The sequence below is a fragment of the Hyphomicrobium sp. 01T421 genome, from assembly GCF_056398805.1.
This window is the reverse complement of record NZ_JBFTQC010000002.1, coordinates 146616-165146: the sequence shown is the minus strand read 5'-3', so window position 1 is coordinate 165146 and position 18531 is coordinate 146616. Positions and strand designations below refer to the sequence as shown.

Below are 18531 nucleotides of genomic sequence, written 5' to 3'. Positions count from 1 at the left end.
CAAACACTTCGGCTCAGAGAGCGAAGCAAGCATGCCGGCCAACGAAGCAACGCCGCGCGGGAAGATCCCGCGCGAGCTGCATACGTGGACGATTAGAGCGTTCTGGCAATCGTCTCGACCTGGAAGCACTCGATCTGGTCGCCTTCGCGGATGTCCTGGTAGTTCGCGAAGGACATACCGCATTCCTGACCGGCGGTGACTTCTTTGACGTCGTCCTTGAAGCGCTTGAGGATCGCAAGCGTGCCTTCGTGAATGACGACGTTGTCGCGCAGCAGGCGAACCTTGGCGCCGCGCTCGACCTTGCCTTCGGTGACCACGCAACCGGCGACCTTGCCAGCCTTCGTGATGGTGAAGACCTGCTTGATCGTGGCGTAGCCAAGGAAGATTTCGCGCTTCGTCGGAGCCAGAAGACCCGACATCGCCGCCTTAACCTCATCCACGAGATCGTAGATGATGTTGTAATAACGGATCTCGACGCCCTGGGCATCGGCTGCCTGCTTCGCCTGCGCGTTGGCGCGGACGTTGAAGCCGATGACGACGGCCTTCGCCGCAGCTGCCAGTGCGATATCGGATTCGGTGATGCCACCGACGCCCGAATGCACGAGGCGAGCTTCGACTTCTTCGTTGCCGACTTTCTTCAAAGCCCCAACGATGGCTTCGAGCGAGCCCTGCACGTCGCCCTTGACGACCAGCGGGAATTCCTTCCGGCCAGCGTCCTTGAGCTGCTGCATCATCTGCTCGAGCGAGCTCTTCGTACCGGCCGAGCCGAGCGTCTCGCGACGCTTTCTGACGCGATAGTCGGTGATCTCGCGGGCACGTGCCTCGTTCTCGACAACGGCGAACTGATCGCCGGCTTCGGGTGCCGAGTCGAAGCCCAACACTTCGACGGGAACCGAAGGTCCGGCCGTCGGGATATTGCCGCCCTGGGCATTGAGAAGCGCGCGGACGCGTCCCCACGCCATGCCGGCCACGATGATGTCGCCGACGTGCAGCGTGCCGCGTTGAACGAGAACGGTGCCGACGGGGCCACGACCGCGTTCAAGCTTCGCTTCGATAACGACGCCTTCAGCCGTACGCGCCGGGTTGGCACGAAGGTCGAGAATTTCCGCCTGCAGATGGATCGCTTCCAACAACTTGTCGAGGTTGGTGCGCTTCAGCGCGGACACCGGAATTTCGAGCGTGTCGCCGCCCATGCTTTCGACGACGATCTCGTGCGAAAGCAGTTCGGTGCGGACGCGGTTCGGGTCGGCCTGCGGCTTGTCGATCTTGTTGATCGCGACGATGATCGGCACCTTGGCGGACTTGGCGTGATTGATCGCCTCGACCGTCTGGGGCATGACGCCGTCATCGGCTGCGACGACGAGCACGACGATGTCGGTCACCTTCGCACCGCGTGCACGCATGGCCGTGAAGGCCTCGTGGCCGGGCGTGTCAATGAACGTGATCTTGTCGCCGTTCGGCGCCGTCACCTGATAAGCGCCGATGTGCTGGGTGATGCCACCGGCTTCACCGGACACGACGTTCGTCGAGCGGATCGCGTCGAGCAACGACGTCTTGCCGTGATCGACGTGGCCCATGATCGTGACGACCGGGGCGCGATGTTCGAGCGCGATTTCGTCGCCTTCCTTGCCGCCGACGAAACCGATTTCGACGTCGGCTTCCGAGACGCGCTTCGGCGTATGACCGAACTCTTGAACGATGAGCTCGGCCGTATCCGCGTCCAGGACGTCGGTGATTTTGTGCATCGCGCCTTGCTGCATCATATACTTGATGAGATCGACGGCGCGCTCGGCCATACGGTTCGACAATTCCTGGAGCGTGATGGCCTCAGGAATGATGACCTCGCGCGAGATTTTCTCGCGGGTCTGCTGAATACCCATCGCCTTGAGCTTTTCTTTCTCGCGCTTGCGCTTGAGAGAGGCGAGCGAGCGAACCTGGGCTTCGCGATCGAAGTTCGTGATCGTGAGCTTCTGACGCTGACGGCCGTCGTCCTGAACCTTGACGGCCGGACGCGCGATTTTCACGCCGCCGGGGCCGCGCTTGCCGCGATCGTCTTCTTCGGCCTGCTGACGAACAACGGGCGGGCGTACGGGACGCGTCGGCTTCTCGATCGTCGTCGAATCTGCAGCGGGAGCACCGCGGCGTGCCGGTGCCGGCAGCTCGATTTCGCGCGGGCGACCGGCTTCACCACGCGGCATGAATGCCGTGTTGGCCGACGGACGATTCGGCGTTCTTTGGAATGGCGGACGGCCACCCTCTCCGCGCGGCGATGACGACGGACCGGAGTCGCGACGATATTCACGCTGCGGAGCGTTGTGGTCGCGCGCAACCGGTGCGGACGGCGCCGGCGACGCGGGCTGCGAAGGTGCAGTCGCTGCCGCAGGAGGCGGTGCAGCGGCGGCGGGTGCGGGCGCGCTTGGTGCCGGCTGGGCCGGAGCCTCGGCGCGGGGTTGCGGCTCGGGCGGACGCGGAACCGGCTCGAAACGGATCGGCTCGACTTCGGCGGCGCGATTTGGTTCGTCGGCGCGTGCGGCAGCAAGCGCGCGCTCGCGAGCGGCGCGTTCCTCGTTCGAAAGAACGCGGCCAGCGGACCGCTCGTTTGCATTCGGCTGATTCTGGGGCGACGGCGGCGGAACTCTTGAGGGCGGAGTAGGCCGCTCGATCGTTTCGGTCGCTGCCGGTGTGTTCGGCTCTGCTTCGCCGCCGAGCCGGCGTGTTTTCTTTTTCTCGACCACGACGGATTTGGACCGCCCGTGGCTGAAGTTCTGCCGCACATGGCCAGACTCGACCGTTCGCTGCAGCGACAGCGGCTTGCGCGCTCCGACCCGGATGGTCTTATCGGTCTGGTCGTTCGAATCCGTCATGCGTTATCCGTTCAGCCTTCAGCTAGATAGTTCAGAAATTTCGCCGGCGGCCACTGGGGTGGCCTCAATCGCAGAAGACCGGTAGCGCAGAAGCCGCTCCGCTTCTTCCAGAAACCGATCCGACAGTCCTCCGGGTGTGAGGGCAGCATGTACCACACTTCCGCGGCCAATGGCCAAGCTCATTTGCGCAATGGTCAGAACATCGACAATTGCGGCGTGAGCACCCCGGCTGGCCTGAATGGCCTTGTATTTTCGATCAATTTTACTTCGTCCGTCCAAGGCCGCATCGGAGCCATGGAGTATCGCTCTTACTGGCTTCTTCTCGAGCGCGGCATAAATTTTTTCAAATCCAGCGATAACGTTGCCCGCTTTATTGGCGAGGGACAACATTCCCGCAACGCGCTTAACGATAAGATCATCTACTCGTTCTGCAAGATCTACCGGGGCTTCGGCCTTCATTTTAAGGCTTTTTGAAAAGGCGTGTGTCGAAACAGCCTTTTCGATCAGGCCCCGTTCGCAGCCAACCCAGACGCCGCGGCCCGGCAAACGCCGGTCGAGATCCGGGACGATTACGCCGTCCGGCGACAAAGCGAAGCGGATCAGGTTTTCCGGATCAAGGGCTCGGCGCGTGACGGCGCACAACCGCTCGGAACCCGGGACGGAGCCTTGCTCCGTCCGATCCCGCGTAGGCCGATTTTGCCGTTTTGCCATCACGCCTGTTTGTTGCCTCTCCGGACATTCCCGTTAGCTTTCGACGCCGACGCTACCGGTATCGGCAGCTTCGGTTTCGTCGTCGCCAGCGGGCTTTTCGAGATCTTCAGCTTTGATCCAGCCCGCGTGGACGCGAGCCGCCATGATCATGTTTTCGACGTCGGTCCGCGACAGCTCGAATCCGTCGAGGAAGCCCGCGTGGCGCGAGTCGCCGTCTTTGTCCTTCTCTTTGTCCTTGTCCTTCTTGCGCTCGGTCCAGCCGATGAGTTCATCGGTCGCGCAGTCGGCGAAATCTTCGACGGTCTTGATGCCGTTTTCACCGAGCGCAACCATCATCGCGGTGGTGATGCCAGGGATCTCGGCCAACTCGTCGGCGACGCCAAGCTCACGGCGCTTCGCATCGCGATCGGCTTCCTGCTGCTCGAGATATTCGCGGGCGCGGCTTTGAATCTGCTCGGCCGTGTTCTCGTCGAAGCCTTCGATATGCGCGATTTCGGCGATATCGACGTAAGCGACTTCTTCGATCGTCGCGAAGCCCTCGGTCACGAGAAGCTGGGCGATGACCTCGTCGACGTCGAGCGAATCCATGAGAAGCTGAGTACGCTCGGCGAATTCCTTCTGCCGGCGTTCGCTCTCTTCCTGCTCGGTCAGAATGTCGATGTCCCAGCCGGTCAATTGCGAGGCGAGCCGCACGTTCTGGCCACGGCGGCCGATCGCGAGCGAGAGCTGGGCTTCAGGAACGACGACCTCGATGCGATTTGAATCTTCGTCGAGAACGACCTTGGTGACTTCAGCGGGCGCGAGAGCGTTGACGATGAAGCTCGCCGCGTCCGGGTTCCATTGGATGATGTCGACCTTCTCGCCCTGCAGCTCGTTCACAACGGCCTGCACGCGAGCACCGCGCATACCGACGCAAGCGCCGACGGGATCGATGGAGGAATCCTTCGAGATCACTGCGATTTTCGCGCGGCTTCCCGGATCGCGGGCAACCGACTTGATCTCGACGACGCCGTCGTAGATCTCGGGGACTTCGGCGCGGAACAGCATCGACATGAATTCGGGGCGTGCGCGCGTCAGAAAGATTTGCGGGCCGCGCTGTTCGCGGCGGACCTCGTAGATGAAAGCGCGGATGCGATCGCCCAGGCGGACGTTTTCGCGCGGGATCATTTCGTCGCGACGGATGATGCCTTCGGCGCGGCCGAGATCGACGATGACGTTGCCGTATTCAACACGCTTCACGGTGCCGTTGATGACGTCGCCGCTGCGGTCCTTGTATTCGGAGAACTGGCGGTCACGTTCGGCTTCGCGGACCTTCTGGACGATGACCTGCTTGGCATTCTGGGCAGCTACGCGGCCGAATTCCAGCGGGGGCAGCGTTTCGGCGATCATGTCGCCGGCTTTGGCATCCGGGTTGCGCTTCTTGGCGTCCTGGACGTTGATCTGCGTCGCGTCGTTCTCGACTTCGTCGACGACGGCGAGGACGCGGGTCAGCTTTGCTTCGCCGGTCTTCGGGTCGATCTCGCAGCGGATATCGTTCTCGGCGCCGTAGCGCGACTTCGCGGCCTTCTGGATGGCGTCTTCCATCGCCTCGATGACAATCTTTTTGTCGATCGTCTTTTCGCGGGCGACGGCATCTGCAATTTGCAGAAGCTCGAGCCGGTTGGCACTGATGCCTGCCATGGCCATAGGGTCAATCCTCCAGGTCGTCTTCGTCGAGTTCGGCGCCGTCACCGGGCCGAATGGAATGGCGCTCTTTGGCGCGCTGTAGTGCTTCGCGAATAAGTTCGTCCGTCAGAACAAGTTTGGCGTCGGATATCAAATGAACCGGCAGGCCGAGGTGCTGAACGCCATGCTCGCCGGTATCGGTTTTGATCCGGACTTCGCCGTCCTCGAAACCTTCGAGCACGCCCTTGAACCTTTTACGACCTTCGATCGCTTCATTGAGCTCAATCTTGGCTTCGTGACCCGACCAATCTTCGAAGTCGCTCGGGCGAACGAGCGGGCGGTCGATGCCAGGCGATGAAACTTCAAGACGATATGCGCCAGAGACCGGGTCGTTGACATCGAGCACCGGCGAAAGAGCTTTCGAGATCGCTTCGCAGTCATCGACGTTGATCGAGCCGTCGGGGCGTTCCGCCATGAGCTGGACGGTGCGGTCACGGCCCTCGCCCTGAATCTTCACGCGGACCAACCGGAAGCCGAGATCTTCGAGAACGGGTTCGACAACAGCTGCAACGTCTGCTGCAAGACCTGTCTCGCGCAGAAAGCGGCTGGTATCGGAATCCTGTTCCGACGGCTGAGCCGAGCTATTGGCGATGGTATCCTGCAATGGCGTTCCCGAGTTTAAAGTTCGTCCGGAGCGGGCCTTGCGGTCCACTCTCTATCGGATCGACGTGTTATTGGAATGACTGCTAAATAGGCGAGATTTCGCCTTTGTGCAAGGCTCGGTTGCCGCTATCGACGTAGAAAACGGAAATAATAGCGCCGACGGCCTTCCCGCACCGCCTTTGCCTCGTAGCGCGTTTCCGGCCAGTCGAGCGGGCGGTCACGCCAGTCCGCGGGGGTCGCTGCCTGCCATGCAAAGGCCGGTTCCGTCGCAAAAGCCTCAAGCATCGTGCGGGCATAGTCGCCGATATCGGTGCCGATGCGCAGTTCGGCGCCCGGCCGCATGACGCGTGCTAAAAGTTTCAGCAGGGAAGAATTAACCAGCCGGCGCTTTCGATGCTTTCGCTTCGGCCAGGGGTCGGGGAAGAGGATAAAGGCGCGATCGATCGAGTTCGGGGCGACGGACTTCAGAATTTCGCGCACGTCGCCCATGTGTACGCGCACGTTCTCCAAGTTTTCGGAGGTGACGGCAGTCAAGACCTTTATGACGCCGTCCTCGAAGGGTTCGCAGCCGATCAGCGCAACGTCGCGGTTCTGGCGGGCCTGCCAGAGAAGGTGCTCACCGCCGCCGAAGCCGATTTCGAGCCAATGCTGCCGGAAGCCTTCCGGCGGCTTCACCGGGTCGAACGAAAACCGGGGCAGATCTTCGCTCAATAGGGAAGCTTGGCGCGCGCTCGGCTTTCGCCCCCGCCTTCGTCCAAATGATCTCAATTCGTGGTCGTCGGCCGGCATTTGCGGGTTACATCACATCAAAAAGGAAAGGCGGCCGTTTGCGCAGCCGCCTTTGAATCTCACAGGCCCAGGCCCGTATCGTGGCTCGTTCGCGTCAGGAAACGGCCTTTGCGATCTTGGCGGCGAGGTCGGTTTTCTCCCACGAGAAGCCGCCGTCCGCTTCGGCCGGGCGGCCGAAATGGCCGTACGCGGATGTCCGGGAATAGATCGGCTTGTTGAGATCGAGATGGCTGCGAATGCCGCGAGGCGTCAGATCCATGACTTCGCCGAGCACCTTCTCGATCACGGCTTCATCGATTTTGCTCGTGCCGTAGGTATCGACATAAATCGACAGAGGCTTGGCGACGCCGATCGCATACGACAGCTGGATCGTGCAGCGGTCAGCGATGCCTGACGCAACGACGTTCTTCGCGAGATAGCGCGCAGCGTACGCTGCCGAGCGGTCAACCTTCGTCGGATCTTTACCCGAGAATGCGCCGCCGCCGTGGGGCGCTGCGCCGCCGTAGGTGTCGACGATGATCTTGCGGCCGGTGAGCCCAGTGTCGCCATCAGGGCCGCCGATGAAGAATTTTCCGGTGGGGTTGATGTGCCATTCGGTGTCTTTTCCGATCCAACTGTCGGGGAGCGCCGCGCGGACGAAAGGCTCGACGATCTCGCGAACTTGGCGCGAGGTCAGATCTTCGACGACATGCTGGTGCGAAACGACGATCTGTGTGACGCCGACGGGCTTGCCGTTTTCATAGCGAACGGTGACCTGGCTCTTGGCATCCGGGCCGAGCTTGGCGGCATCGCCCTGTTTGGCTTTGCGGGCGGTCGAGAGGTCGCGCAAAATTTTGTGTGCGTAGTAGATCGGCGCCGGCATCAATTCCGGCGTCTCGTTGCAGGCGTAGCCGAACATGATGCCCTGGTCGCCCGCACCTTCTTCCTGGTTCGTCGGCTGCTTGGCGTCGACGCCAGCTGCGATATCGGCCGACTGGGAATGCAACAGAACTTCGATGTTGCAGTTCGCCCAGTGGAAGCCTTCCTGCTCGTAGCCGATGTCCTTGATGGCTTTGCGCGTCAGGTCCTGGATGGCGGCGACGGTCACGCCTTTGGGGCCGCGCGATTCACCGGCGATGATGACGCGATTTGTGGTCGCCATCGTTTCGCACGCGGCGCGGATGCCCCAGGGGTCGAGACCTTCCTTGGCGCCTTCGCGATAGAACGCGTCGACGACCTCGTCGGAAATGCGATCGCAGACTTTGTCCGGGTGACCTTCAGAGACGGATTCACTCGTGAATAGGAAGGACTTGCGCGCCACTGTGGCCCCCGTGTTGAGAAATTAGGTCTCGGCGATCGTTGCCAGATGTCTTCAATGTCGGCGATGCCGGCCGCTTGAAAAGCGCCGGTTTGTCGCAATCTTGGTGGATTCGGTCAAGCCAGCGCGTGCGTCCGCGCGCCAAACAGGCCGCGACCTAGCGACCCTTCTGCCAAACTGGAGGCTCAGCCGAATATCGAAGTGCTCAAGCTTCGCTTCAGCTTTCTTCGCCGGCCAGTGCGCGAACGAGGTCGACGATCGAGCGGCGCACCTTCGGTTCGGTGATACGCGCGAAGGCTTTGTTCAGTTCGAGCCCTTCGCGCGTGCCAAGAAAGTCGACGACATAGCTCTCGTCGGGCTGGGTCTCAGCAAAGCCTGGCATCTGAACGCTTGCAGCGTGGGCGCCCAGCGGCGCCTCGTCATAGAAGAACTGCACCGGTACGCCGAGAACGCGGGCGAGATCGAACAGCCGGCTCGCGCCGATGCGGTTGACGCCCTTCTCGTATTTTTGAACTTGCTGGAATGTGAGACCGAGATGCTCGCCAAGTTTCTCCTGGCTCATCCCGAGAAGCATGCGCCGCAGTCTCACGCGTGAGCCGACATGGACGTCCATCGGATTAGCGCGACGAGAACCTTTCGGCGTTTCTTCGCTTGTGTCGTCTTCGATAGATATTTCGTTCACCATCACGCGTACAGCCACCAGTTCCCATCGAGAAAGGCTCTGCACTTCCTAGGTGCACGGGAGACGGGCGTCAATGTTTGACCGCCTCCGCGACAAGTTGACTTCAACACTTTGATTAACGGCCATTTTTCCGAAATCGGAAAGCGGCCCCTGCAAACGCTGCCAGAATGAGAGCTAAGGTCCAGTCGCCAAGCCTTGCGTAGAGGGGTGGAGATATGGCCTCCGGCAGGGCGCTATCGATCTGACCCCGCACGTTCAATCCCAGCGATTGGAGCGCGCGTCCATAGGGGTCGACGACGCTGGAAATGCCATTATTCGCGGCCCTTACGAGGGGTACGCCCTCCTCTACGGCGCGAATGCGCGACTGGTGGAAATGCTGGTAGGGGCCGGTCGATTCGCCGAACCAGCCGTCGTTCGTGACGTTCATCAGAACGCCCGGCCTCTGGCTTCCCTGGACGATGTTTCCTGGAAAGAGGGCCTCGTAGCAGACGAGGCCCAACGTGGGCGGAAGGCCCGGGATCGTCATCAGGGGCCGGGGCTCCCGGCCGACCCCGAATGAACCGCGGCCCTGGGTGAGCTTTTGGATGCCGACCTTGGAAAGCGCGGCCTCGAAGGGCACATATTCGCCGAACGGGACCAAATTGATCTTGTCGTAAGTCGCCAGCGGTTCGGCGCGCTCGTTCAAGACCAGGATGCTGTTCAGCGCCCGGGCATCGGGTGCCGCGGCCGTGCCGGGGGCAGGTGACGGGTCGTGGCGAAGGGCGCCGGTGATGAGCGTCGTTCCCGGAGGCAGGATATTCGCCAGAATGTCGAGGGCAGCGGGCGCCTCCAGCGGGAAGAAGGGCATGGCCGCTTCCGGCCAGATGAGGTGCGTGATGCCGTGCAGCGAATCCTTCTCTCCCGCCGGGTTTTCGAGCGAGAGCGCGATGTGATCGTCGAAGATGCGGCGCTGATATTCCGACATCCATTTTTCGCGCTGGGGAACGCTCGGCTGAACGATCCGGAGCATAACGTGAGGGACAAACGCTGGCGGCGCCTCCAATCGCCAGAGGCCGTACGCGAAGAGGAGGCCGATGGGCACTGCTGCGATCGCTGTGGCGTCAACGATCTTCCGCAGCGAAAGCGGGCCGCGGCTGTCGCCGAGTGCAACGAGCGGTGCCGGAAACACGAATAGCGCGATCGCTGTCAGTCCATAGGCGCCGAAGAGCGCCGCGCTCTGCATCAGTGGCAGAGGGTAGGTCAGCGCATAACCAACGAGGTCCCAGGGGAACCCGGTCAGGATATGTCCACGCAGCCATTCGGCTACGGCAAATGTTATGGCGAAGACGAAAACGCGGCCGATGCCTTCGCACCAGAAGACGCGCGCGGCGGCGGCGGCGAGACCCCAGAACAGCGCAAGCCCCGCGGGCAAAAGCGTCACCGCGAACGGCAAGAGCCATGCAAACTTGTCGGCTTCCACAAGGAAAGCTTCGCCAATCCAGAAAAGATTGAAAAAGAAATAGCCGAAGCCGAACGCCCAACCCGCCGTGAATGCGCGACGCCGATTGGTGCTGCCGTCGATGAGCCAGACGAAGACGGGCAACGTCAGGAAGAGAATCGGGAAAGCAAAAATCGGCGCGAACGAGAGTGCCGAAAGGCCGCCGGCAACGAAGGCTGCGAGCATTCGCCGCCAGCCGCGAAGCGCCATTATCCTGGCGCGAATGCCCAAGATCGCTCGCGGATTTGCGATTGTGGCGTCCATTACGCCTTCGGCGTTTCAGGCAACGACTTCGTGTTGGTGACGGGCGCGCGCGGCGGATGGACCTTGAGTTTTTTCACGCGCCGGGGATCGGCGTCGAGCACTTCGAACTCGACACCTGTCGGGTGACGGATGAGTTCGCCGCGGGCGGGGACGCGCCCCAGCATCGAGAAGATCAAACCGCCGATCGTATCGACTTCGGTCTCTTCGTCATCGGGCACCAGCTTCACGCCGAGATGCTTCTCAAGCTCTTCTATCGGCGTGCGGGCGACCGCGACGATGCCGAGCTTCGGATCGACGACGATGTTGGTTTCCTCATCATCATCGTGCTCGTCCTCGATGTTGCCGACGACCTGTTCGATCAGATCCTCGATCGTGACGAGGCCATCGGTGCCGCCGTACTCGTCGACGACGAGGGCCATGTGGATGCGCGTCGACTGCATGCGGATGAGCAGATCGACGGCGGGCATCGATGGCGGCACATACAGGATCTGCCGGCGTATCTTGACCGACGTGATGGGACGGCTGAGATCGACGCTTCTCAGATCGAACAGATGAGCCGCGGGCTTCTCAGCCTCCGGGTCGGTTTTGGCATTTTTGACGGGCTGCCCCGTCGCTTCCGCCATCAACCAGCGAAGCACATCCTTGATGTGAATCATGCCGCGCGGATCGTCGAGCGTTTCGCGGAACAGTGGTATGCGCGAGACGCCCGCTTCGTTGAATGTCTGAAGGAGCTCGGAGATCGGCTCGTCCTCATCGAGGGCGGTGATATCTGCGCGCGGGATCATCAGCGACGCGACCCGGCTCGAGCCGAAGCGCAGGAGCCGTTCGAGCATTTTGCGTTCGGCGTCGGTGAAGTTCGCCGAAGTGCCGGTCTTGAGTGCGCCCTCGAGCGCGTCGCGGACGTTCTGGGGCACCACAAGGCCAAGCTTGGCGCGAACCGTCTGGAGCCAGCCGTGCGGACCGAAGGATCGACTGTCGCCGTCTAGGGTGTCGGACACTGTCTTATGCTGTGTGTTGTCGGTCATGGCCATGGGTGGGAGTCCGGTCAGTCATTTGTACCGGTTTCCAGAGCGCCCGTGTAGGGATTTGCAACGCCCAATTTAGAAAGTATTTCAATTTCAATAGTTTCCATACGTTCCGCATCAGCGGTCGTCTCGTGATCATAGCCTAAAAGATGCAACACGCCATGCACCACCAAGTGCTGCACGTGGTGTTCGAACGGCACGCCCTGTTCCAGGGCTTCGCGTTCAACGGTTTCCAGTGCCATGATGATATCGCCCAGCTGGCCGTCCGAGGCGCCGTGGCCCGCCGGAAAAGACAATACATTCGTGGGCTTAGCTTTTCCGCGGAAACGCTCGTTAAGATCGGCGACGATGGCATCGGAGGATAGGGCGATGGTCAGGAACGCCGTTTGCAAGCCGTCGCCGGCCGCCAAAATAGCCGCGCGGGCTGCATCGTCGATGACGCCATCCAGGTTGCTCACGCGCGACCAGTCGCCGTCATCTTCGACGATTTCGATCTCGAAGACCGAAGCAGACGCTTTTTGAGACCGTGGCATGGTTATTTGGGTCGGATGTCCTTCGGCCGATCGTAGGCGTCGACGATCTTGGCGACAAGATCACGACGAACGATATCGCCCGCGAGGAACTTCACGATCGAGATGTCGTCCACCTCGCCGAGCAGATCGACAGCTTCGACGAGACCCGACTTCGTTCCCGGCGGTAGATCGATCTGCGACGGATCACCCGTCACGACCATTTTCGATCCTTCGCCGATGCGGGTCAGAAACATCTTCATCTGCATGCTGGTCGTGTTCTGGGCTTCGTCGAGAATGACGAAAGCGTTGGCCAGTGTGCGGCCACGCATGAACGCCAGCGGCGCAACTTCGATGACGCCGGTTTCGATATCGCGCTCGACCTTTTCGGGCGGCAGAACATCATAAAGGGCGTCGTAGAGCGGCCTCAGATAAGGGTCGACCTTGTCGCGCATGTCGCCCGGGAGAAAGCCGAGACGCTCGCCTGCTTCGACGGCGGGACGCGAAAGGATGATGCGCTCGACAAGCCCGCGTTCGAGGCACTGGGCCGCGAAAGCGACAGCGATATAGGTCTTGCCGGTGCCTGCCGGTCCGAGACCGAATACGAGGTCGTGCTTATCGATGGCGCGGATATAGGTGCTTTGCGTCGGCGTGCGTGCTTTGACGACGCGACGGCGCGTGGCGACTTGGGCCTGTCCCTCGGACGTGGCGGTTCCTTCGGCGCGGGCATGACGGATCAGCCCGTCGATATCGCCGGGGCCGACCGCTTCGCCTTTTGCAATTCGGGAATAGAGGCGTTCCAGGACACTTCGCGCGTTGGCGCAGGAAGTTGCGGATCCCGTCAGGATGACGACGTTGCCGTGGGCATGCGCGTCGATACCTAATCGGTCTTCTATGAGGGCCAGGTGGCTGTCGTATTCCCCAAGCAACTGCGTGAGCAGCCGATTGTCTTCAAAGGGTACAACGACGCGAGCATCTTCGAACTCCGGCTTATTGGGCCGTTTCGATGCCGACGCGGAGGCCCCGCGGAATGCTGCCAATCCTGACACTCCCTTGCTGGTTGCTCGTGCTCTTCTAGCCGTATCTCTCAAATTCGAATCGACCACTATCCCGACGTTAGCATGTGACAAAGAGGTTCGGCATGTTCCGGTATGGTTAACGCACAGCCAACCTCAAGCAACCCGGTCCGATCAGTATAACCCGTTTATGCTGCGGGAATGACACCTGACAGGCTGACGCGCCGTGTTTCCGTCACCGCGACGCCGGCCGTCTGGCCCAGAAAATCGTCGCCATCTCCCACCGCATATACAAGCTGTAGATAGGGTGTCCTTCCGACGAATTCACCTGGGCTGCGTCCGCGCCGGTCGAAAAGCACAGGCAAGGTGCTTCCGAGCGTCTTGGCGTTGAAGGTGGTCTGCTGCTCTTCCAGCAGCGCCTGGAGCCGCTGCAGCCGCCCGTTCTTCACGTCCTCGGGGACCTGCACTTCGAGGTCTGCGGCGGGCGTTCCGGGCCGCGGGCTGTATTTGAACGAAAAGGCCTGAGCAAAGCCGACGGCCTTCACCAGCGCGATCGTTTCTTCAGCGTCTTCTTCAGTCTCGCCCGGGAAGCCGACGATGAAGTCGCTCGAGAGGGCGATATCTGGCCGAGCTTGGCGGACCCGTGCGATCAGATCGATGTATTCCGCGGCGCGATGCTTGCGGTTCATGGCCGTCAGCATGCGGTCGGAACCGGACTGCACGGGGAGGTGCAGAAACGGCATCAGCTGCGGCACCTCGGCGTGCGCGGCGATCAGATCGTCGCTCATGTCGCGCGGGTGGCTCGTCATGTAGCGAATGCGTTGGATGCCGTCGATATCGGCCAGCCTGCGGATCAATTCCGCGAGGCCGACGGCGCGTCCCGACGGGCCTTCTCCGTGGTAGGCGTTGACGTTCTGGCCGAGGAGAACGAGTTCTTTTGCGCCTGCGGTCGCCAACTCTCGTGCTTCCGCTTCGAGCTTGGCGACGGAACGGGAAAACTCGGCGCCCCGCGTATAGGGCACCACGCAGAACGTGCAGAACTTGTCGCAACCTTCCTGGACGGTGAGAAACGCCGACGGCGAAGAGACGCGGCGCGGCGCCTTCATCGCGGTGAATTTCTCGTCGCCCGGAAATTCCGTTTCGACGATGCGCTCGTTTTTGGTTTCGGCGCGGACGATCAGCTCGGGCAGGCGATGATAGCTCTGCGGCCCGATGACGAGATCGACTGCGGGCTGACGCCTCGTGATCTCCGATCCTTCGGCTTGGGCGACGCAGCCGGCGACCGCGATGACCGTTTCCTTGCCGTCGTGTTTGCGTGCGTCCTTGATGTCGCGGATGCGTCCGAGATCGGAATAGACTTTCTCGGCGGCTTTCTCGCGGATGTGGCAGGTATTCAGGATCACCAGATCGGCGTTGCCCACGTCATCGGTCTGGCTGTAGCCGTCGCGCGCCAGGGCTTCCGCCATACGCTCACTGTCGTAGACGTTCATCTGACAGCCGAACGTCTTCAGAAAATAGGTTTTCGGGTTTGCGCGCTGCACGTGAATGGCCGGCTCGAAATGGTCTTATTTGCTCATGAACTCGTTGGACCAGCGCATAGCATAGAAAGCCGCGCTTATGTCCATTTCTCGCTGCGGACCTGCGGCAATGCGAGCTTTTGCCGGCGGCTTTCCTGAGACGGTTCGACCGGAACGAGGCCGGGATCGCCCGGACGACCGCGGAGGATGCCGAGAACAGCTGTGCGGATCGCCCGTTCGGTCTTCAGGGCCAAATCCTTGCGATCCTTGAATTCGCTCAGGGGAACGGGTGGTCCGACCTTGATCGTGACCGTTATCGGCCCCGATCGCAAAACGCCCCAGGCGTGCGACGTCATCTCCATGTCGCCGTACCAGCCGATGCGCGGGCGGTCGGCGCGCGTCAACGGAATGCCGCGGACGTGGGTATAGACGACGGCTGCGGTCTGGACGACGACCTCCGGGTCCGACGGCGCGGCCACGCCCGAGACGGCTCCAAACAGCGACGTTTTGAACGGGAGCACGCGATTGCCGTCACTCGATGTTCCCTCGGCGAAGAGAACGATCGTGTCGCCCTGCTTCAACCGCGTCATGATTTCGGCTGCGGCATCGCCCGTTGCCTGCCGTCGCGTCCGATCGACGAATACGGAGCGCTGCAGGCGCGCGAGCGCTGAGACGAAGGGCCAACCCCCGACTTCCAGCTTGGCCACGAACGAAACGGGCGCAAGCGCCGAGAGTACGGGGATGTCGAGCCATGACGTATGATTGCAAACGAGGAGCACGGGCGAATCTTCGACGACCGCGCCATCGATCTCGAGCGTTATCCCGAGTATCCGGCAGACTTGATTGTGGTACCAATTCGGAAAGCGCCGCGCGGCTTTGGGGGCGAACTGCAATAGGAGAGCCTGCAGCGGCATCAACGGCACAGTGACGCCCATGAAAGCTAAGAGTACGGCTGAGGCGCGAAGTGAGCCGTTTGCCATTCTGGTCGCTAGCCCTTCCGGTTCGAAGGCTTTTTCTTCGCGAGCGGCACGCCATAAAGTTCCAGCCGATGGCCGACCAGCTCGAAGCCGAGTTCGCATGCGATGCGCTCCTGCAACTCCTCGATTTCGGGATTCGAAAATTCGATCACACGGCCGCTCTCGATGTCGACGAGATGATCGTGATGCTCGCGCGGGGCCGCTTCGTAGCGTCCACGGCCGTGGCCGAATTCATGTCGTTCGAGAATGCCTTTCGCCGAAAACAGCTTGAGCGTGCGATAAACGGTCGAGAGCGAAATTCTTCGATCGATCGTATGGGCGCGGCGATGCACCTCTTCGACGTCGGGATGGTCGGTTGCGGACGAGAGCACCTGGGCGATGACACGCCGTTGGCCCGTCATTCGCAGTCCGCATTCCGCGCATCGCGATTCGATAGAGGTTTCGGACTTCGCGGCCGGCAGGGTCATAGCGATTAGGCTTTGGCTTAAGGGCGACTATTTCTCGTCGCCGGAGTATGGCCGGGTTATAGGCAGTGACAAGGCTGCGCGTCTACATCAGGCCGGCTGTTCAGAATCTTCGAGCGTCAGAACGAGCGTCAAGGCATCAACTCGGGCGTTGCCGGGACGCTCATAATAGCGCTTTCGCCGTCCGGCTTCGACAAATCCAAGCTTACGGTAGAGGGCGAGGCCGGCTGCATTGTCCTCTGCAACCTCAAGGAATATGCGTTTTGCGCCGCCGCGCCGCGCCGCGCGCATCAAACCTTCGAGGAGGCCGGTTGCGAGCCCGACGCGCTGCCAGTCGGGCGACACGCCGATCGAGAGGATCTCGGCCTCGTCGGCGGCGAGCTGGCCGATCAAGAAGCCGATGACCGCTTTTTTCTGGCCGCCCGCGACGGCGATCAGGGAGGTTGCGGCCGGGTGTTCCAGAAGCGATTTGATTGCAGCCGCATCCCACGGCGGATCGAAAAGTTTGGTGTGCAGTGCTGCGATTTCTTCGGCTCGATCCGGCGCCGCCCAAAGCATGCTCGCATGCTTCAAATTTCGGAACGGCGTGACGTTCGTCATGCCCCGGCTCCGATGAATGGGCTCGGCGCTGGGGGCTTTGCGTCGGGCGCGCGGAGATAGAGCGGCTTCACCGTTCGCATTACGGGAAGCTCGCAGGCGGGGAAAAGCATATCGAGGGCGTCGGGAAGCAGGTCGGCCAAGATGGCCGTCGCCTCGGCTCCCTCGCGATTGGCTTCACTTGCGAGCAGCTCGGCGCCGGAACCCGCGATGACGATCGGTCCTTGTCCCAGCAACTTGGCTGCGGCGGAAATCGTCGCGCATTGCGCCTCGACGACGGTTTGCATCGTGTGGCGGTCGAAGACCTCGAAATAGACCTCTCCACGCCGCGCGTCGGTCGCGATGGCTATGCGCCGCGTTGGGGCGGCCGGAATTCGCGCGCTCATCGCCATCAATCTGAGGCTCGAAAGAGCGACGAATTCAGCACCTGTCGCGAGCGCCAGCGCACGCGCCGCGGAGACGGAAATGCGCGTGCCGGTAAACGTCCCAGGCCCGTAGGTCAGCGCGATCCGGTCGAGCGATTTAAATTCGAGCCCGGCCTCCGTCATCACCGCCCCGATCATCGGCAGCAAGCGCTCCGCGTGCCCCGTTTGCATGGGCTCGAAGGCAAACGCGATGCCCGGGGTGAGGGAACGAAGCCCACGGCCCGCCGCAGCCGAGCAAGCATCGAAACAGGTGTCGAGCGAAAGTATGTTCATTCCTGGCGGAGCTTTTAAATGACCGTGGCTATTTCGTCGAACGTGAAGCGTGGTGAGCGCGGGTGGATCCCCGCCGGATCCCCGTACCCCAAATTGCAGAGGAAATTCGACTTAATTTCTGTTCCGGTAAAGAACTCCGCGTCTACCCCCGCATTTTGAAAGCCTGACATTGGACCGCAGTCGAGCCCGAGGGCGCGCGCTGCGAGAATGAAGTACCCGCCTTGGAGCGTTCCATTACGAAACGCGGTTGTATCAGCGTGCTGCTTTTTGCCCGTGAACCAGCTTTTGGCGTCGGTATGCGGGAAGAGCTTCGGCAGTGCTTCGTAGAAGTTCAAATCGTACGCAATAATGGCCGTTACCGGTGCGGCCATCGTCTTATCCACATTGCCGGCGCTGAGGTGCGGCTTCAGGCGCGCCTTTGCTTCGGGCGATTTGACGAAGACGAAACGGGCTGGCGAGCAGTTAGCGCTCGTCGGAGCCCATCTCATATGCTCGACGATCTGGCGAAGGAGGGCGTCGGGTACCTCCTTGGGTTGCCATTTGTTGTTGGTGCGCGCCTTGTCGAACAGTTGGTCGAGTGTGGTTTGATCGAGCGGTTCAGCCATTATGTCCTGTGCGTTTTGAAGTCCAAATACGAAGAACCCCGCCGAAGCGGGGTTCGAAGGGACGAAATCTGGCTTAGACCGCCTGCACGGCTTGCACGTCAGGGCAGAAGTGCTTCAGCAAGTTTTCGATGCCGTTGCGCAGCGTGGCCGTCGAACTCGGGCAACCCGAGCAGGCGCCGCGCATGTGGAGATAGACGACGCCGTCGCGGAAGCCTGAAAACGTGATGTCGCCGCCATCCTGGGCGACGGCCGGGCGCACGCGCGTTTCGAGCAATTCCTTGATTGTCGCGACGGTCGACTCGTCTTCCGGGTCGTAACTTTCCGAGGCGTTGTCGTTGGCGTCTTCGCCTTCAGAGACTGGCGCGCCGGACATGTAATGTTCCATGATGGCACCCAGCACCATCGGCTTCAGATGCTGCCACTCGATGTCGCCCTTGGTGACCGAAATGAAGTCGGAGCCAAAAAAGACGCCGTCAACGCCCTCGATCGAAAAGAGCCGGGTGGCGAGCGGTGATGCAGATGCATCGTTCTTCGAACGGAAGTCTGCGGTGCCGTCCGCGAGTACGTCTCGTCCCGGAATGAACTTCAGCGTCGCCGGATTAGGCGTGGCTTCCGTTTGAATGAACATATTGCCTCACTTCGTGGTCGTTGTTCAACGCGCGCAGTCCCGCACGGGGTAGTATGGGAATGGTTCAAATATAAGTATGGTGG

General features: G+C 61.4%; 18 protein-coding genes. All 18 read right to left on the bottom strand.

The annotated features are described in order from the left end of the window. Window positions 1-92: 92 nt before the first annotated feature. The gene (infB, locus tag AC1DK3_RS15035) at window positions 93-2864 is read right to left on the bottom strand and encodes a translation initiation factor IF-2 (protein WP_477193068.1); all 2772 of its coding nucleotides are present in this window, start codon (window positions 2862-2864) and stop codon (window positions 93-95) included. Between the two features lie 18 nt (window positions 2865-2882). Then, a complete protein-coding gene (locus tag AC1DK3_RS15030; RefSeq protein WP_477193067.1) occupies window positions 2883-3575 on the bottom strand; it encodes an RNA-binding protein in 693 nt (230 codons plus the stop codon). A gap of 33 nt (window positions 3576-3608) precedes the next feature. Then, window positions 3609-5261, bottom strand: a complete 1653-nt coding sequence (gene nusA, locus AC1DK3_RS15025) for a transcription termination factor NusA (protein WP_477193066.1) — start codon at window positions 5259-5261, stop codon at window positions 3609-3611. A 4-nt stretch (window positions 5262-5265) separates the two neighbouring features. Next, the gene (rimP, locus tag AC1DK3_RS15020; protein WP_477193065.1) at window positions 5266-5904 is read right to left on the bottom strand and encodes a ribosome maturation factor RimP; all 639 of its coding nucleotides are present in this window, start codon (window positions 5902-5904) and stop codon (window positions 5266-5268) included. A 125-nt stretch (window positions 5905-6029) separates the two neighbouring features. After that, window positions 6030-6614 carry a tRNA (guanosine(46)-N7)-methyltransferase TrmB gene (gene trmB, locus AC1DK3_RS15015; RefSeq protein ID WP_477193064.1) on the bottom strand — a complete coding sequence of 195 codons (585 nt, stop codon included), beginning with the start codon at window positions 6612-6614 and terminating at the stop codon, window positions 6030-6032. A 172-nt stretch (window positions 6615-6786) separates the two neighbouring features. Next, window positions 6787-7992 (bottom strand): methionine adenosyltransferase, encoded by a 1206-nt coding sequence (gene metK, locus AC1DK3_RS15010; protein WP_477193063.1) that lies wholly within the window; start codon window positions 7990-7992, stop codon window positions 6787-6789. Window positions 7993-8206: 214 nt separating this feature from the next. Then, complete coding sequence (locus AC1DK3_RS15005) at window positions 8207-8674, bottom strand: helix-turn-helix domain-containing protein (protein ID WP_477193417.1); 468 nt, start codon at window positions 8672-8674, stop codon at window positions 8207-8209. A gap of 112 nt (window positions 8675-8786) precedes the next feature. After that, window positions 8787-10412: an apolipoprotein N-acyltransferase gene (lnt, locus tag AC1DK3_RS15000; RefSeq protein WP_477193062.1), complete on the bottom strand. Its 1626-nt coding sequence runs from the start codon at window positions 10410-10412 to the stop codon at window positions 8787-8789. Next, window positions 10412-11443 carry a hemolysin family protein gene (locus AC1DK3_RS14995; protein ID WP_477193061.1) on the bottom strand — a complete coding sequence of 344 codons (1032 nt, stop codon included), beginning with the start codon at window positions 11441-11443 and terminating at the stop codon, window positions 10412-10414. Before AC1DK3_RS14995 ends, lnt begins: the two co-directional genes overlap by 1 nt. Before the next feature lie 14 nt (window positions 11444-11457). Next, window positions 11458-11970: an rRNA maturation RNase YbeY gene (gene ybeY / locus AC1DK3_RS14990; RefSeq protein WP_477193060.1), complete on the bottom strand. Its 513-nt coding sequence runs from the start codon at window positions 11968-11970 to the stop codon at window positions 11458-11460. A 2-nt stretch (window positions 11971-11972) separates the two neighbouring features. Continuing rightward, complete coding sequence (locus tag AC1DK3_RS14985; protein WP_477193059.1) at window positions 11973-12986, bottom strand: PhoH family protein; 1014 nt, start codon at window positions 12984-12986, stop codon at window positions 11973-11975. Between the two features lie 164 nt (window positions 12987-13150). After that, a complete protein-coding gene (gene miaB / locus AC1DK3_RS14980) occupies window positions 13151-14503 on the bottom strand; it encodes a tRNA (N6-isopentenyl adenosine(37)-C2)-methylthiotransferase MiaB (RefSeq protein ID WP_477193058.1) in 1353 nt (450 codons plus the stop codon). A gap of 74 nt (window positions 14504-14577) precedes the next feature. Further along, on the bottom strand, window positions 14578-15459 hold the full coding sequence (gene olsA / locus AC1DK3_RS14975; RefSeq protein WP_477193057.1) for a lyso-ornithine lipid O-acyltransferase: 882 nt from the start codon (window positions 15457-15459) through the stop codon (window positions 14578-14580). Window positions 15460-15467: 8 nt separating this feature from the next. Then, window positions 15468-15923: a Fur family transcriptional regulator gene (locus tag AC1DK3_RS14970; protein ID WP_477193056.1), complete on the bottom strand. Its 456-nt coding sequence runs from the start codon at window positions 15921-15923 to the stop codon at window positions 15468-15470. Window positions 15924-16010: 87 nt separating this feature from the next. Beyond that, window positions 16011-16520: a ribosomal protein S18-alanine N-acetyltransferase gene (gene rimI, locus AC1DK3_RS14965; protein ID WP_477193055.1), complete on the bottom strand. Its 510-nt coding sequence runs from the start codon at window positions 16518-16520 to the stop codon at window positions 16011-16013. Beyond that, window positions 16517-17215 (bottom strand): tRNA (adenosine(37)-N6)-threonylcarbamoyltransferase complex dimerization subunit type 1 TsaB, encoded by a 699-nt coding sequence (tsaB, locus tag AC1DK3_RS14960; protein WP_477193054.1) that lies wholly within the window; start codon window positions 17213-17215, stop codon window positions 16517-16519. The genes rimI and tsaB overlap by 4 nt, the downstream gene beginning before the upstream one ends. A gap of 14 nt (window positions 17216-17229) precedes the next feature. Further along, the gene (locus AC1DK3_RS14955; protein ID WP_477193053.1) at window positions 17230-17820 is read right to left on the bottom strand and encodes a malonic semialdehyde reductase; all 591 of its coding nucleotides are present in this window, start codon (window positions 17818-17820) and stop codon (window positions 17230-17232) included. 73 nt (window positions 17821-17893) lie between these two features. Continuing rightward, on the bottom strand, window positions 17894-18448 hold the full coding sequence (locus tag AC1DK3_RS14950; protein WP_477193052.1) for a NifU family protein: 555 nt from the start codon (window positions 18446-18448) through the stop codon (window positions 17894-17896). Window positions 18449-18531: the final 83 nt, after the last annotated feature.

Excerpts from the sequence above, each read along its gene's own strand:
- nusA (WP_477193066.1), bottom strand. The coding sequence starts at position 5,261 with ATGGCCATGGCAGGCATCAGTGCCAACCGGCTCGAGCTTCTGCAAATT.
- olsA (WP_477193057.1), bottom strand. The coding sequence starts at position 15,459 with ATGGCAAACGGCTCACTTCGCGCCTCAGCCGTACTCTTAGCTTTCATG.
- AC1DK3_RS14950 (WP_477193052.1), bottom strand. The coding sequence starts at position 18,448 with ATGTTCATTCAAACGGAAGCCACGCCTAATCCGGCGACGCTGAAGTTC.
- AC1DK3_RS14995 (WP_477193061.1), bottom strand. The coding sequence starts at position 11,443 with ATGGCCATGACCGACAACACACAGCATAAGACAGTGTCCGACACCCTA.
- tsaB (WP_477193054.1), bottom strand. The coding sequence starts at position 17,215 with ATGAACATACTTTCGCTCGACACCTGTTTCGATGCTTGCTCGGCTGCG.
- AC1DK3_RS14970 (WP_477193056.1), bottom strand. The coding sequence starts at position 15,923 with ATGACCCTGCCGGCCGCGAAGTCCGAAACCTCTATCGAATCGCGATGC.
- infB (WP_477193068.1), bottom strand. The coding sequence starts at position 2,864 with ATGACGGATTCGAACGACCAGACCGATAAGACCATCCGGGTCGGAGCG.
- rimI (WP_477193055.1), bottom strand. The coding sequence starts at position 16,520 with ATGACGAACGTCACGCCGTTCCGAAATTTGAAGCATGCGAGCATGCTT.
- AC1DK3_RS15030 (WP_477193067.1), bottom strand. The coding sequence starts at position 3,575 with ATGGCAAAACGGCAAAATCGGCCTACGCGGGATCGGACGGAGCAAGGC.
- AC1DK3_RS15005 (WP_477193417.1), bottom strand. The coding sequence starts at position 8,674 with ATGGTGAACGAAATATCTATCGAAGACGACACAAGCGAAGAAACGCCG.
- ybeY (WP_477193060.1), bottom strand. The coding sequence starts at position 11,970 with ATGCCACGGTCTCAAAAAGCGTCTGCTTCGGTCTTCGAGATCGAAATC.
- lnt (WP_477193062.1), bottom strand. The coding sequence starts at position 10,412 with ATGGACGCCACAATCGCAAATCCGCGAGCGATCTTGGGCATTCGCGCC.
- AC1DK3_RS14955 (WP_477193053.1), bottom strand. The coding sequence starts at position 17,820 with ATGGCTGAACCGCTCGATCAAACCACACTCGACCAACTGTTCGACAAG.